16 protein-coding genes, 1 pseudogene and 1 riboswitch are annotated in these 13,696 nt (G+C 30.9%); of the genes and pseudogenes, 9 read left to right on the forward strand and 8 right to left on the reverse strand.

Annotation, left to right across the window (positions count from 1 at the left end):
* The first annotated feature begins 3 nt into the window (after positions 1-3).
* Positions 4-861, forward strand: a complete 858-nt coding sequence (sdhE, locus tag AJ886_RS05820; protein WP_070287361.1) for an 8-methylmenaquinol:fumarate reductase membrane anchor subunit — start codon at positions 4-6, stop codon at positions 859-861.
* A gap of 23 nt (positions 862-884) precedes the next feature.
* Here the strand turns inward: sdhE and tenA are convergent, their stop codons facing one another.
* Positions 885-1,553 carry a thiaminase II gene (gene tenA, locus AJ886_RS05825; protein ID WP_079860124.1) on the reverse strand — a complete coding sequence of 223 codons (669 nt, stop codon included), beginning with the start codon at positions 1,551-1,553 and terminating at the stop codon, positions 885-887.
* A gap of 109 nt (positions 1,554-1,662) precedes the next feature.
* Here tenA and acpP point away from each other — a divergent pair, with 109 nt between their 5' ends.
* From acpP to AJ886_RS05850, 5 genes are all read left to right on the forward strand, one after another.
* Entirely contained in the window at positions 1,663-1,896 is a 234-nt protein-coding gene (gene acpP, locus AJ886_RS05830) for an acyl carrier protein (RefSeq protein ID WP_002854831.1), read from the forward strand.
* Between the two features lie 25 nt (positions 1,897-1,921).
* A complete protein-coding gene (locus tag AJ886_RS05835; RefSeq protein WP_002882383.1) occupies positions 1,922-3,136 on the forward strand; it encodes a beta-ketoacyl-ACP synthase II in 1,215 nt (404 codons plus the stop codon).
* 1 nt (position 3,137) lies between these two features.
* The gene (locus AJ886_RS05840) at positions 3,138-4,076 is read left to right on the forward strand and encodes an acetyl-CoA carboxylase carboxyltransferase subunit alpha (RefSeq protein WP_002854780.1); all 939 of its coding nucleotides are present in this window, start codon (positions 3,138-3,140) and stop codon (positions 4,074-4,076) included.
* A gap of 152 nt (positions 4,077-4,228) precedes the next feature.
* Positions 4,229-6,280, forward strand: a complete 2,052-nt coding sequence (locus tag AJ886_RS05845; protein ID WP_070287417.1) for a TonB-dependent receptor domain-containing protein — start codon at positions 4,229-4,231, stop codon at positions 6,278-6,280.
* 82 nt (positions 6,281-6,362) lie between these two features.
* Positions 6,363-6,959, forward strand: a complete 597-nt coding sequence (locus AJ886_RS05850; protein WP_002920998.1) for an NUDIX domain-containing protein — start codon at positions 6,363-6,365, stop codon at positions 6,957-6,959.
* A 31-nt stretch (positions 6,960-6,990) separates the two neighbouring features.
* Here AJ886_RS05850 and AJ886_RS11015 read toward each other — a convergent pair whose 3' ends face one another.
* From AJ886_RS11015 to rpmB, 4 genes and pseudogenes are all read right to left on the reverse strand, one after another.
* Positions 6,991-7,425, reverse strand: coding sequence for a CZB domain-containing protein (locus AJ886_RS11015; protein ID WP_370651196.1), 435 nt, complete (start codon positions 7,423-7,425; stop codon positions 6,991-6,993).
* 3 nt (positions 7,426-7,428) lie between these two features.
* Positions 7,429-7,677 (reverse strand): annotated as a pseudogene (locus AJ886_RS11020) (methyl-accepting chemotaxis protein); the annotation flags it as partial.
* Positions 7,678-8,097: 420 nt separating this feature from the next.
* Entirely contained in the window at positions 8,098-8,313 is a 216-nt protein-coding gene (locus AJ886_RS05860; RefSeq protein ID WP_002855201.1) for a YdcH family protein, read from the reverse strand.
* 184 nt (positions 8,314-8,497) lie between these two features.
* Positions 8,498-8,692: a 50S ribosomal protein L28 gene (gene rpmB, locus AJ886_RS05865; protein WP_002854974.1), complete on the reverse strand. Its 195-nt coding sequence runs from the start codon at positions 8,690-8,692 to the stop codon at positions 8,498-8,500.
* 139 nt (positions 8,693-8,831) lie between these two features.
* Between rpmB and rpe the strand changes: the two genes are divergently transcribed.
* The 3 genes from rpe to thiC all read left to right on the forward strand — a co-directional run bounded on the left by rpe (position 8,832) and on the right by thiC (position 11,712).
* Positions 8,832-9,479 (forward strand): ribulose-phosphate 3-epimerase, encoded by a 648-nt coding sequence (gene rpe / locus AJ886_RS05870; RefSeq protein ID WP_070243547.1) that lies wholly within the window; start codon positions 8,832-8,834, stop codon positions 9,477-9,479.
* Positions 9,476-10,237 (forward strand): 3'-5' exonuclease, encoded by a 762-nt coding sequence (locus tag AJ886_RS05875; protein WP_044794415.1) that lies wholly within the window; start codon positions 9,476-9,478, stop codon positions 10,235-10,237. Before rpe ends, AJ886_RS05875 begins: the two co-directional genes overlap by 4 nt.
* Positions 10,238-10,258: 21 nt before the next feature.
* Positions 10,259-10,363: riboswitch (TPP riboswitch) on the forward strand.
* Positions 10,364-10,419: 56 nt separating this feature from the next.
* Positions 10,420-11,712 carry a phosphomethylpyrimidine synthase ThiC gene (thiC, locus tag AJ886_RS05880; protein WP_070243546.1) on the forward strand — a complete coding sequence of 431 codons (1,293 nt, stop codon included), beginning with the start codon at positions 10,420-10,422 and terminating at the stop codon, positions 11,710-11,712.
* On the opposite strand, the gene AJ886_RS05885 is transcribed toward thiC, so the two are convergent.
* The 3 genes from AJ886_RS05885 to AJ886_RS05895 are packed head-to-tail and all read right to left on the reverse strand — an operon-like array spanning position 11,704 to position 13,695.
* Positions 11,704-12,222 (reverse strand): hypothetical protein, encoded by a 519-nt coding sequence (locus tag AJ886_RS05885; RefSeq protein ID WP_044794411.1) that lies wholly within the window; start codon positions 12,220-12,222, stop codon positions 11,704-11,706. The two genes, thiC and AJ886_RS05885, sit on opposite strands and share 9 nt — an antisense overlap.
* Positions 12,212-12,739 (reverse strand): hypothetical protein, encoded by a 528-nt coding sequence (locus AJ886_RS05890; protein ID WP_002858498.1) that lies wholly within the window; start codon positions 12,737-12,739, stop codon positions 12,212-12,214. Before AJ886_RS05890 ends, AJ886_RS05885 begins: the two co-directional genes overlap by 11 nt.
* Positions 12,736-13,695, reverse strand: a complete 960-nt coding sequence (locus AJ886_RS05895) for a clan AA aspartic protease (RefSeq protein WP_070287363.1) — start codon at positions 13,693-13,695, stop codon at positions 12,736-12,738. Before AJ886_RS05895 ends, AJ886_RS05890 begins: the two co-directional genes overlap by 4 nt.
* Position 13,696 lies beyond the last annotated feature (1 nt).

Consider the following 13,696-nt stretch of genomic DNA (forward strand, 5'->3'; position numbering starts at 1 on the left):
AATATGCAAAAAGAATACGCTTTTTTTCCAGGTTGTGTTTTATCTCAAGCTGCAAAAGAATCTAAAATTTCACTTGAAGCTATTGCACCTATTTTGGGTTGGAAATTAAATGAAATTAAGGGATGGAGTTGTTGTGGGGCTTCTCAAGCGCAGTGTGTTGATCCTATTGCGACTTTGGTAGCTAATGCAAGAAATATTGCTTTAGCAGAAGAGATGAAAATGCCAATGCTTACAACTTGTAGTACTTGTATGCTAACTTTAACTAAAGCAAAAAATACTCTTGATAAGGGTGCAAAAGAACGCATAAATACTTTTTTAGCACAAGGTGGAATGAAATATCAAGGTTCAACACCTATTACAAGTCTTTTGTGGGAGCTTTATGAGGATTTGGATAATTTAAAAAGCAAGGTGAAAAAGCCGCTTTCAAATTTAAAAGTAGCTTTATTTTATGGTTGTCATAGTTTAAGACCTGAAGATGCTTTCGGTAAAAAAGAAAGTTCAACCAATCCAAAAAGTTTTGAAAGTGTAGTAGAAGTTTTAGGGGTTAAAATAGTTCCTTTTGAAAAACGCCTTGATTGTTGTGGTTTTCATGCTTCTTATCCTGCAGAAAAATCTGTGAAAAAAATGTCTAGTCAAATTGTCAATAATGCAAGTGAAAATCAAGCTGATTGTGTTGTAACACCTTGCCCACTTTGTCAAATGCAGCTTGATATCTATCAAGAAAGATTTCAAGATTATACTAATTCTAAAGCAAGATTGCCTATTATTCATTTATCACAATTAGTAGGACTTGCATTAGGACTTTCTAAAGAAATGGTTGGTTTAGATTATAATATTATTGATGCAAGTAAAATTGCATAAAAACATGGGCAAAAAGCCCATGTTTAAAGATTTAATTCCATTCTTAAAGAATGCTCCCAAAAAGCCACTTCTAAGCGTGTTACAGTATGAAAAATTTCGCTGAGTTTTTGGAATTTTTGTGCACTAACACTTGAAGTATAAGAATTAACAAAATCTTCAAATTCTTTAGCTTCATTTTGAAAATTTTCACTTCCATAGGTCAAAATCCATTCCTTGTAAGGATGATCTTTTAAATTTTCATTTTTTAAACGATTTATAATTTCAGCACCTATTTTTGCATAGCCTATAGCGCAAGCACTAAGAGCAACTAATATATCTAAAAAATCTCCATTTTCACCTACGCTTAACATATAACGCGAATAGGCTATATTGACTAAACTTTCATCTTTTATATCGAGTTCATCTGCATTAATGCCAAGAGATAAAATTGCACGATGAAGCTCCATTTCTCCTTCAACTATATAATTTTGAAATTTTATAGCAAAACGAAGTTCTTTTGCGGTATTTGAGTTAAGTGCTAATCTTGCATAACATTTTGCGTAATTAAGCAAATAAATATAATCTTGCTTGAGATAAAAAAGAAAATTTTCTTGCTTTAGGCTTTTATCTTCCAATTTTTTAACAAAATCATGATGTAGATAAGCATTCCAAATTTTTTGATTTTCTTTGATTAAATTAGAGAAAAGCATCATTTTTCCTTTATGTTTTAATATTTTATTTTCAAGTATAATGAAAAACTATAAATATTTTAAGCTTTTTATAGTAAAATACGCTTTATTTTAATTTTTTGAAGGAGAACAAATGGCAACATTTGATGATGTAAAAGCGGTAGTAGTAGAGCAATTAAGTATTGATGCAGATGCAGTTAAAATGGAATCAAAAATTATTGAAGATTTAGGTGCTGATTCTTTAGATGTTGTAGAGCTTATTATGGCTTTAGAAGAAAAATTTGAAGTAGAAATTCCAGATAGTGATGCTGAAAAATTAATTAAAATTGAAGATGTTGTAAATTATATTGACAATCTAAAAAAATAATTTTTTTCTTGCAAGGAGCTTATTCTTGAAAAGAGTTGTAGTTACAGGTATTGGTATGATCAATGCCCTTGGTTTAGATAAAGAAAGTTCATTTAAAGCAATTTGCAATGGAGAAAGCGGAGTAAATAAAATTACTCTTTTTGATGCCACAGACTTTCCTGTTCAAATTGCAGCTGAAGTTAAAAATTTTGATCCATTAGAGGTTGTTGATGGCAAAGAAGTAAAAAAAATTGACCGTTTCATACAACTTGGAATTAAAGCAGCAAGAGAAGCAATGCAGGATGCTGGATTTAGTGAAGAATTAGACAAAGAAGAATTTGGCATTGTTTCGGCTGCTGGTATCGGAGGTTTGCCTAATATAGAAAAAAATTCCATTATTTGTTCCGAGCGAGGTCCGCGTAAAATTTCCCCTTTTTTCATACCTTCAGCACTTGTAAATATGTTAGGAGGTTTGATTTCTATAGAGCATGGACTTAAAGGGCCAAATATTTCTTGTGTTACAGCTTGTGCAGCAGGAACTCATGCTATAGGAGAAGCTTATAAAAGTATAGCTTTGGGAAATGCTAAAAAGATGTTAGTCATAGGTGCAGAAGCTGCGATTTGTCCTGTGGGTATAGGTGGTTTTGCTTCAATGAAAGCTTTATCAACTAGAAATGAAGATCCACAGCATGCTTCAAGACCATTTGACAAAGAAAGAGATGGTTTTGTCATGGGAGAAGGTGCTGGAGCTTTAGTTTTTGAGGAATATGAAGAGGCTAAAAAACGCGGTGCTACAATTTATGCTGAATTAATTGGATTTGGAGAAAGTGCAGATGCGCATCATATTACTTCACCAACTTTAGATGGGCCTTTAAGAGCTATGAAAAAAGCTTTAAATATGGCAGGGAATCCAAAGGTAGATTATATCAATGCACATGGAACTTCAACCCCTGTAAATGACAAAAATGAAACAGCAGCAATTAAAGAGCTTTTTGGCAATAATATCCCGCTTATAAGTTCCACCAAAGGACAAACAGGTCATTGCTTGGGTGCTGCAGGTGCAATTGAAGCAGTTGTTAGTGTTATGGCTTTAAGAGATGGGGTAGTTCCACCTACAATCAATCAGCTTGTAAAAGATGATGAATGTGATCTTGATTATGTTCCAAATATATCAAGAAAAGTAGATTTAAAAGTGGTGATGAGTAATTCTTTTGGTTTTGGTGGCACAAATGGCTGTGTTGTATTTAAAAAAGTAGATTAATATGGCTTCTTATTTAGATTTTGAAAAAAATATTCAGCAAATTGATGAGGACATTATCAATGCTCAGATTAAAGGAGATACTGAAGCTGTATCGATTTTAAAGAAAAATCTTGAAAAAGAAATTTCTAAAACTTATAAGAATTTAAGCGATTTTCAACGTTTGCAATTAGCGCGTCATCCAGATCGCCCTTATGCTCTTGACTATATTGAACTTATTTTAAATGACGCTCACGAAATACATGGTGATCGTGCCTTTAGAGATGATCCTGCTATTGTTTGTTTTATGGGTTATTTAGGAGAGAAAAAAATAATTGTAATTGGTGAGCAAAAAGGACGTGGAACAAAAGATAAAATCGCTAGAAATTTTGGGATGCCACATCCTGAAGGATATCGTAAAGCCTTAAGAGTAGCAAGACTTGCAGAGAAATTTCAAATTCCTATTTTATTTTTAATAGATACTCCAGGTGCTTATCCTGGAATAGGTGCTGAAGAAAGAGGGCAAAGTGAAGCTATCGCTAGAAATTTATATGAATTAAGTGATTTGAAAATACCGACCATTGCTATAGTTATCGGAGAAGGTGGTAGTGGCGGGGCGTTAGCTATAGGGGTTGCAGATAGACTTGCAATGATGAAAAATTCTGTTTTTTCAGTAATTTCTCCTGAAGGTTGTGCTGCAATACTTTGGAATGATCCTGCAAAAAGTGAAGCTGCAACCAAGGCTATGAAGGTAACGGCTGATGATTTAAAATCTCAAGGTTTAATTGATGATGTTATAGATGAGCCTACAAATGGTGCACATCGTAATAAAGAAGCTGCAGCAGTAGCTATTGCTGATTATGTAAAAAAATCTCTAAATGAACTTGAAAATATTGACGTACGAGAACTTTCTGCAAATCGTATGCAGAAAATTTTAAAGCTTGGAGCCTATCAAGAGGCTTAGGCTTTTACTTCGCTTTTTTAAATAATTTTATTATTTATAATTGTTATCAAAATTAAGTTAATTAAAAGTATTCTTTTTTTATACTTCAAAAATGATTTTAAATATCAAAATAATTATTTTTTAAAGGAATTAATTTGACTCAAATTAAAAATATGAAATTTAAAAAAAGTTTACTGTGTTTTTTAATTTTATCTGGAGCTTTGTTAAAAGCAGAAGAAAAATATCAACTTAATGATGTTGTGGTTAGTGCTAGTGGTTTTGAACAAGATTTGGTTGATGCGCCTGCTAGTATTTCTATCATTACAAAAGAAGAGCTTGAAAAAAAGCCAATTAAGGATATAGGGGAGGCTATAGGAGATATTCCAGGTGTAGATGTGACTATGAATAAAACAGGCACTTATGATTTTAGCATACGAGGTTTTGGTAGTTCTTATACTCTAGTTTTAATTGATGGAAAACGTCAAAGTGTTGCAAATGGGTTTTATGATAATGGTTTTAGTGGCAGTGAGTCAGGATATCTACCACCTTTGTCTATGATAGAGCGTATTGAGGTTATACGTGGTCCAGCTTCTACACTTTATGGCAGTGATGCTGTAGGTGGTGTGATAAATATTATCACTAAGAAAAATCCTGATAAGACTGAGGCAAATATAGAATTTAACACTCTTTTACAACAGCACTCTAATCACTATGGCAATGCTGGGGGATTTAATGCTTATGTGGCAACTCCTTTGATTGAAGATACATTATCAATTTCTGCAAGGTTGAAGTATTATGATAAGGCAACTTCTGATTTAAAATGGCCTACACCGGTTTGGAATAGTAGTCAACAAAGACCTGATAATTATCAAATTGCTAGTCATAGTCCAGGTGCTTTTACTAGTTTAGGTTTTGGTTCTAGGCTTAATTGGACAGTAAATGATAAAAATAATATATATTTTGATATAGAACGATATATTAATGAAATTTCAGTGAATTCTACAAGTAGTAGGGCTATTAAAAGCGAAAGACAACTTTTTAAGGATAATATTGTTTTAAATCATGATGGTAACTATGATTTTGGTTCAACTAACTCATATTTACAATATGGTAGTACTAAGGATAAAGAATTACATAGTCAAATTTGGGTAGGAGAAGGTAAGGTTGTTTTACCTTGGAATTTAGGTCAGTACGGTAATTTAGTAAATACCTTTGGTGTAAGGATTGATTATGAGATGTTAAAAAATGATCAAGCAAGCGCAGGTAGTCAAATAAGAGGTAAAAATCTTGATCAAACCACGGTTGCGCTTTATGGGGAAAATGAGTATTTTATAACAGATGATTTGATTTTTACTACAGGTTTACGTTATATTTATAGCGATTTGTTTGATTCTGAATTTACGCCTAGGGTTTATTTGGTTTATCACTTAAATGATAATATAGCCTTTAAAGGAGGTGTTTCAAAAGGCTATAAAACTCCTGCTGCTAAGGAGTTGACAAATGGATATTATAATTATAGCAATGACAATGCTTATTTTGGAAACCCTGACTTAAAACCAGAAGAAAGTATAAATTATGAATTGGGTGTTGATTTTAGGATATTTGATTTTGCACATTATTCTATCACAGGATTTATTACTGATTTTACAAATCAAATCAGTAGTGAAGATTTAACAGGTCTATTAAATGGTATTAATTGCGATGATAATACTTGTACGCGTCCTATTAATCTTGGAAAAACACAGACTAAAGGTGTAGAATTTGCATTTAATACCAAAACTTACAATGGCTTTAGCCTAAATTCAAGTTATACTTTTATGGATAATCACTACAAAGATGGTCAAAAAAATTGGTTTGGTGGTGATAGAATAGAAAATTTACCAAGGCATATAGCAATGTTAAAATTAAACTATGAGCGAGGTAAATTTAGTTCCTATATTAAAACACGGGCAAGACTTGATACTATAGCTAAAGCAAAAGGTGGTGGTAATGGTAGTCTGCCATGGCAAAAATATAAGCCTTTTTATATAGTAGATTTAGGGATAAATTATAAAATTAATAAGCAATCTAGCTTAAGTTTTGCAGTGCAAAATCTTTTTGATAAAAATTTCTTCGATCCTCAAGTTACTAAATGGGATGGGGCTAATCCTGCTGGATATGCAAATCGTTATCAAGACTATACAGAAGGAAGGAGTTTTTGGTTGAGTTATAAATATGATTTTTAATTTTTTAAGGCTTTAATCATCTTTATATTTTCAAAAAAGCAAAAATAAAGTACAATGTGAAAAATAAATAAAAGGTTTTATTATGGCGTTTAAAAATTTAAAAGAACTTTCTTTTGAAAAATCAAATTATATTAAGCCTAAGAGATTTGCTTATGAAAGTAATGGCAAGTTTTGTACTTGGGATTTTATAGAATCTAAAGATAGTGTTTCAGTGCTTTTGTATCATAAAGAATTAGAAAGTTTTATTTTTGTACGCCAATTTCGCATACCACTTTGGTATCATCAAATGCATGATAAAGATTATGTAAAAGATGATAATATGGGCTATACTATAGAGCTTTGTTCTGGGCTTGTGGATAAAAAATTATCTTTAGAGGAAATAGCAAAAGAAGAATGTATAGAAGAACTAGGATATGCTCCTAAAAATTTAGAAAAAATAGGAGATTTTTATACAGGGTTTGGTTCAGGTGTAAGCAAGCAAAGCTTTTATTTCGCAGAAGTTGATGAAAAAGATAAAATTTCTTCTGGAGGTGGAGTTGATGATGAAGAGATTGAAGCTGTTTATGTTAAGGTGCAGGATTTTGAAAAAAAATGTAAAAATATGATAAGAACGCCTTTGCTTGATTTTGCTTATATGTGGTTTTTAAAGGAAAAGTGGGGAAAATTAAAGATTATTTAGGTTAAACCTTAAAAAGGTTCAACCTAGGATTTTAATGATCTGACTCATCAAGCATTTCTTTAAATACATTGAAAAGATCAAGCGATGCATTTTCAGCAACTTCACATTTATTAATTATGCTGTGTTGAGTAATATCTTTGCTAATATCTTCTGTATTTGCTATTGTTATAGCATTATTCATATTTTCATGAACTTTTTCATGTGGCTCGTTAATTTTTAAGAAGCTTTTATTTTGCCCAAATCTTTCTTTTCCTGTGCTAGCAAGCCATTTTCCTAAGCGACAAGATGTATGATCGGCTAATTGCTTTCCTGATTTGGAAAAAATTTCTTTATAACCATTTAATTTAAAAGCTATATGATCTAGTTTTGCTAAAGATACGAAAGCTTCTGAAGCGATACCAACTGCATTTGAATTAGTAGAATGCGCTTCATTTACTAAGTGAGTAAATTTTTCGGAAAAACTCATAATATGAGCATTAGAATCTATAGAAATTTTTTCAACTTGCTCACTTTGAGTATACATTTCATTTGCATTTTGCTTTAGAAGGTTGATATTCATTTCAACTTCTGTGGTTGCTTTTTGTGTTTTTTCAGCTAGTTTTCTTACTTCATCGGCAACAACAGCAAAACCACGCCCATGTTCACCTGCGCGTGCAGCTTCTATAGCAGCGTTAAGGGCTAAAAGATTAGTCTGATCAGAAACATCTTTAATTAGATTAATTACATTAGTAATTTCATCTACACTTCTATGCAATGTTCCTGCAACATCTCTTGTTTTATTGGCTGATTCTGTAATATCTCCTAAGGAAGCATTGATAGAATTAGCAATATGGTTAAGTTCATCCATTTCAGCAAGAGAAGTTTTAGAATAGCTAGAGATAACTTCTGCCTTATTTACATTTTCTAACATATCGCCTTGAACAATAGTAATATTTTTTAAAACCCCAGTTAATAAAACATTTAAAAGATCTGTTTTAAGTTTAGACTCTAAAGCCGCTTGTTCTAATGATGTAATTTTATTTTTTAATTCTAAATTTTCCGATTGAAATTTTTCAATTTTATGTGCAAGATTTTTATTTTCTTCTTCAAGTTTTTGAAGATCAGAATGGTTTATTTTACTTCCAAACATTGTTTTGCCTTATTTTTTATAATTTGCTAGATATTGGCTAAGTTCATCTTTTACATGAAGCTTTTCTTTTTTTAAGGTTGAAATTTCCATGCTGCTAAGAGAAGTTCTACCTTCTTCTGCATCTTTAATCATGTCATCAAGTTCATTGTGACGATCAAATAGTTTATCAAAATGAGCGTCTTTTCCTTTTAGCTCTGACATTAATTCTCTATATTCATGTAGCATAAACTCTCCTTGTATTAGTGAAATTTAAAATTCATTTAATAAGGTATTTTACACTATTAAAAGATATTTTTGGCTTAAAAAATAATAAAATTAATAATAATTTTTAAATGTGTGTTATATAAGTGATTTATTAAAGTTTATTTTTAAATTTGAAATATTAAAATTGAGGAATAAATCCTCAAAATTATTTAGAATTTTGTTTTTTTAGAGTTCTTAGAGTAGAAGCTGCGATTCTCATTTTTCTCGTGGTGCCATCTTCTAAAGTTACACGAACTGTTCTGAGATTAGGTAAAAAGCGTCTTTTTGTTTTATTGTTAGCATGGCTGACATTATTACCCACCATTGGACCCTTGCCTGTGATTTGACATACTCTTGCCATTTTCTTGTCCTTATGAAAATTTTTAAATGGAGATTTTATCAAAATTAAGCTTAAAATATTCCATAATTTATAGTTTTTTTAATATATAAGTCGATAAAATATTATTTATCACATTTATATATAGTTTAAGGTTTTGATCATGTATGTAGCTCCAAGTTTATTGTCTGCAAATTTTTTGAAATTAGAAGAAGAAGTTAAAGCTATTGAAGCTGCAGGTGCGGATCTTTTACATATTGATGTAATGGATGGACACTTTGTTCCAAATTTGACTTTCGGACCTTGCGTGATCGAAAAAATTTCAACTATTAGTAAGTTGCCATTAGATGTGCATTTGATGGTTAAAGATGTAAGTAAATTTATAGATCTTTTTATCCCTTTGAAACCAAAATTCATTTCTTTTCATATGGAAAGCGAAGTTCATCCTATAAGACTTTGTGAATATATAAGAAGTCAAGGAATCCATCCTGCTATTGTTTTAAATCCACACACTTCTATTGATTCTATTAAACACATGCTAGAATTTGTAGATATGGTACTTTTAATGAGTGTTAATCCTGGATTTGGTGGACAAAAATTTTTACCTTTGGTACATGAAAAAATCAAAGAATTGCGCCAAATGATTGATAAAAAAAATGCTAAAGTTTTTATAGAGATTGATGGTGGTGTTAATGGTTTAAATGCTAGCGATTTAGAAGAATCCGGAGCTGATATTTTGGTGGCTGGAAGTTATATTTTTTCTTCTAATGATTATAAAACTGCAATTTCATCTTTAAAGCTTGAATTTTGAGTTTACAGCAAATTGATCAGATTATTTCTATATTAAATAAGCAAAGCAAGCCTTATGATTGGGTGATGCAAGAGTTTGCCAAAGTTGAAGAATTAAAAAATTTTGATTTAGATTTGGAAACTTTTGAGCTTTTGGGTTTGGGTTTAACTTTGAATAAAGATAATATTTTTACCCTTAAAACACGCACAACAAAAATTAAAGATGAAATTTTTTGCATAGTAGATATAGAAAGTACTGGCGGCGTAAGTAAGGGGGAAATTTTAGAAATTGGAGCAGTAAAAATTCAAAATTCTAAAGAAATTGGACGCTTTCAAAGTTTTATTAAAGTAAAAGAAATTCCAGAAAATATAACCGAACTTACGGGTATTATTTATGAGATGGTGGAAAATGCTCCAAGTTTAGCAAAGGTTTTAAGTGATTTTAGGCTTTTTTTAAAAGACAGTATTTTTGTAGCGCATAATGTGCGTTTTGATTATAGTTTTATTTCTAAGGCTTTAAATGAGTGTGGTTTTGGCATTTTGCTTAATCGTCGTATTTGCACTATAGAATTTGCACAATGTTGTATAGAAAGTCCAAAATATAAACTAGAGGTTTTGAAAGAATTTCTGGGCGTGGAAAATACGCATCATAGGGCCTTAGATGATGCTTTGGCAGCTGCTGAAATTTTTAAATATTGCCTTGGAAAACTTCCTTATCATATAAAAACTACAGAAGAACTTATAAATTTTACAAAGACTGCACGCATAAAGCAAAAATAAATATTTAAAGTGTATAATTAAAACATAAATGACGGGAGCTTGTGTAACAGGCTGAGAGTAAGCTAAAAGCTTAGACCGAACCGGATCTGGATAATGCCAGCGTCGGGAAGATTTATAAATTTCAATACTTTAAAAATTTATACTCACCCTTCATTTATCCAAATTTTTTAAAGGATAAATTTATGAAAACTCAAATGAATTATGCCAAAGAAGGTGTTTTTACTAAAGAAATGCAGATTGTTGCACAAAAAGAAAATTTAAGTAAAGATTTTTTGCTTGAAAATATTGCTTGCGGTAAAATTATTATCCCTGCAAATATTAATCATAAAAGTCTTGATCCAAATGGTATAGGTTTTGGACTGCGTACTAAGGTTAATGTAAATTTAGGAGTTTCAAATGATTGCGTTGATTATAGCGAGGAAATGAAAAAAGTAGAGCTCGCTCATAAATTTGACATAGAAGCGATTATGGACTTAAGCAATTATGGCAAAACAAGTCGTTTTAGAGACGAGCTTGTTAATGTTTCAAAAGCTATGATAGGAACAGTTCCTGTATATGATGCGGTAGGATTTTTAGAAAAAGATTTAAAACAAATTAATGCTAAAGACTTTTTAGATGTTGTATATCATCATGCTAAAAGTGGGGTTGATTTTATGACAATTCATGCAGGTATTAATTCTCGCGCAGCGCATATTTTTAAACAAAGTAAAAGACTTACAAATATAGTTTCAAGAGGAGGCTCTGTGCTTTATGCTTGGATGATGATGAAAGATGCTGAAAATCCTTTTTTTGAGTATTATGATGATTTGCTTGACATTTGTTTAAAATACGATGTAACTTTATCTTTGGGCGATGCTTTGCGTCCTGGCTCTACTCACGATGCAAGTGATGGGGCGCAAATTTCAGAGCTTATAGAATTATCACTCCTTACTCAAAGGGCTTGGGATGTTGGGGTTCAAGTAATGATAGAAGGTCCAGGGCATATGGCTATTAATGAAATAGAGGCAAATATGCAATTAGAAAAGCGTTTATGCAAAGGAGCGCCTTTTTATGTCTTAGGACCTTTGGTAACAGATATTGGCGCAGGGTATGATCATATTAGTGGTGCTATTGGAGGAGCTGTGGCTGCAGCTAATGGTGCTGATATGCTGTGTTATGTAACACCTGCTGAACACTTAAGACTTCCAAATTTAGAAGATGTTAGAGAGGGTATAGTTGCGACTAAAATTGCAGCTCATGCGGGAGATATAGCTAAACTTCCAAAAGAAAGAGCAAGAGATGATGAGATGAGTAAGGCTAGGCAAGAGATAGATTGGGAAAAAATGTTTAAACTCGCTATTGATGGAGAAAGGGCCAAAAAAATGTTTAATGAGCGTCGCCCTGATGATTTAAACTCATGTTCCATGTGTGGAAAAATGTGCGCAATGAATACTATGAATCAAATTTTAAAAGGTGAAGATGTGAGTTTAGCTTGAATAAACTTTGAGAGTAAGATCTATAGAGATGCCTTGCTCTCCTGCTTTAAGATTAAGTGGATAATCAAGCTTGATTAAGTTATTATAGTTTTTTAGAGCATCAATAAAATCATAAAGCCTTCTAGGATTGTTCATTGTCGCTTTAATGGCTAAGCGGTTTTTTAGATATTTTTCTTGTTTTTCGGACTTAGTTTCTTGAATTTTTACATTTTGAAAATATTTTTGTAAAAAAGTATCAAAATTTCCTATATTAAAATTTTGCTCAAATTGCTCTAAACTTTTGCTGTTTTCGCTTCTTAGAGTTGATATTTTATCTTTACTAAAGTCAAATTTTGATTTAGCGGCTTTTAAGATAGCAAGTTGTGAGTTTTCTCTAAGATTTGCTTGTTTGTAATTTTTTAATGTCGGTAAAAGTAAAAATAAGATCAAGGCTGTGCAAACGCTTATAAAACTTAATACGCAAATGATAAGCTTTAATAAATCAATTTCTTCTAGACTTTTATCTTTCATCTGCAACTCCTGGAATTTGTTTACTAATACTAACAAAACGATACCACCCATTATCTAAGCGATAATAGGTTGTATAGCTTTGATCAAAGATGCTTTTTAAAGGGGTTTCTAAAAGTAGAGTAAACATTTCTCTTGTAGGAGTGACTCCGATAAGTTTTAAGGAATATTCGTCTTGTTCAACACTTTCAAGAGTAATGTTATCAGTTTTTACAATAATATCAAATAGATTTCTTAAGCTTTCTTTAACAATTTGATTTTGAGTGTTAAAATTTTTCGCTATTTGGCTTTGATCAAATAAAATTTCATAAAGCATTTCATTTTGCTTAGTTTGATTTTGAAGCACTATAACTTGTTGTTTTTCATCATCGATAGAGCTATTGATTAATGCAATTTTTATTGTATATGTAAAATATACTAGCAAGATAAATAATATACTAAAACCAAAAAGTCCTAGCCAAATTTTATCAAAGAGTGTGAAAATAGGTTTTTTTCTTGGCTGTATGAAGCTATAAGTCATTTAAGCTCCTTTCGCATCAACTCTATCATAAGATCTAAGGTGTTGATTTGTTTTGTTTTTATCTCTAAAAAAGTTTCACTTTCTAAAAAATCAATAGCGCTTATGTTAATATCTGATTCGCTATATAATAAAATACCATTGATAAATACCCCAGCATATTTATCATCATTATAAAATTTTTCAATGCTCGTAATAATATAACGGCAAAGTTCCATATCATTGCTAAATTGATTTAATTCATCAAGATTAAAATTATCATTATTATCTAAAGTTTCAAGATTATTTTCTTGATCAAGTAGGTCAAATTTATTATTTAAGACTTCATTGAAGTTATCTAAGGTAACTTCAGTATCATCGTTGTTGTTTTGAATTTCTTGATTATCTTCTGATGGAAGTTCAAGCTCTAAACCTAATTCTTGCTCAAATATTTTAAAATCACCGTATAAAATAGTATTGCCTTTAGCAACAATAATTGCCAAAAGATGTCCTTGTTTAAATCCATAAAGTAAAATTTGATCATCAGGCTGTTTTTCTTTTTGTATATTGTAGTAAAGAAGGGCAAAAGGGGAATATAAAAAATCTAAACCTCTATATTCTTCAAAAAGCTCGCTATAATATTCCACATGTTCGGTAGCCGTATAAACAAGGGCATTATTAAACAAAATATGCTGTAAGCTGATTTTTCCTATATTAAAGTGCTCACAATCTTGAATATTTGTACTAGGTATTAATCCTTGTTCTTTGGCATCTAAAAATAAAGCAGTGTGGTAAAATAAGAAATGCTTGCTTAAATTTTTTATGTATTCTAATAAATTTTCACTTTTATCAAAAGTTTTTTCATTGCTACTGATTAGTTTATTTCCTCTGTAAATAGAAGCTTTTACAATATTTTTTTTATCTTCTAAAATAATACTAATAAAAAGTTGTGGAAATATTTTTTTAAGTAAAAATAACATT

Source organism: Campylobacter sp. BCW_6465 (assembly GCF_001762815.1).
Taxonomy (GTDB): domain Bacteria; phylum Campylobacterota; class Campylobacteria; order Campylobacterales; family Campylobacteraceae; genus Campylobacter_D; species Campylobacter_D jejuni.

Coding starts and splice junctions, on each gene's coding strand:
- sdhE (WP_070287361.1), top strand. CDS start 4: ATGCAAAAAGAATACGCTTTTTTTCCAGGTTGTGTTTTATCTCAAGCT.
- tenA (WP_079860124.1), bottom strand. CDS start 1,553: ATGATGCTTTTCTCTAATTTAATCAAAGAAAATCAAAAAATTTGGAAT.
- acpP (WP_002854831.1), top strand. CDS start 1,663: ATGGCAACATTTGATGATGTAAAAGCGGTAGTAGTAGAGCAATTAAGT.
- AJ886_RS05840 (WP_002854780.1), top strand. CDS start 3,138: ATGGCTTCTTATTTAGATTTTGAAAAAAATATTCAGCAAATTGATGAG.
- AJ886_RS05845 (WP_070287417.1), top strand. CDS start 4,229: ATGAAATTTAAAAAAAGTTTACTGTGTTTTTTAATTTTATCTGGAGCT.
- AJ886_RS05850 (WP_002920998.1), top strand. CDS start 6,363: ATGGCGTTTAAAAATTTAAAAGAACTTTCTTTTGAAAAATCAAATTAT.
- AJ886_RS11015 (WP_370651196.1), bottom strand. CDS start 7,425: ATGAGTTTTTCCGAAAAATTTACTCACTTAGTAAATGAAGCGCATTCT.
- AJ886_RS05860 (WP_002855201.1), bottom strand. CDS start 8,313: ATGCTACATGAATATAGAGAATTAATGTCAGAGCTAAAAGGAAAAGAC.
- rpmB (WP_002854974.1), bottom strand. CDS start 8,692: ATGGCAAGAGTATGTCAAATCACAGGCAAGGGTCCAATGGTGGGTAAT.
- rpe (WP_070243547.1), top strand. CDS start 8,832: ATGTATGTAGCTCCAAGTTTATTGTCTGCAAATTTTTTGAAATTAGAA.
- thiC (WP_070243546.1), top strand. CDS start 10,420: ATGAAAACTCAAATGAATTATGCCAAAGAAGGTGTTTTTACTAAAGAA.
- AJ886_RS05885 (WP_044794411.1), bottom strand. CDS start 12,222: ATGAAAGATAAAAGTCTAGAAGAAATTGATTTATTAAAGCTTATCATT.
- AJ886_RS05890 (WP_002858498.1), bottom strand. CDS start 12,739: ATGACTTATAGCTTCATACAGCCAAGAAAAAAACCTATTTTCACACTC.
- AJ886_RS05895 (WP_070287363.1), bottom strand. CDS start 13,695: ATGTTATTTTTACTTAAAAAAATATTTCCACAACTTTTTATTAGTATT.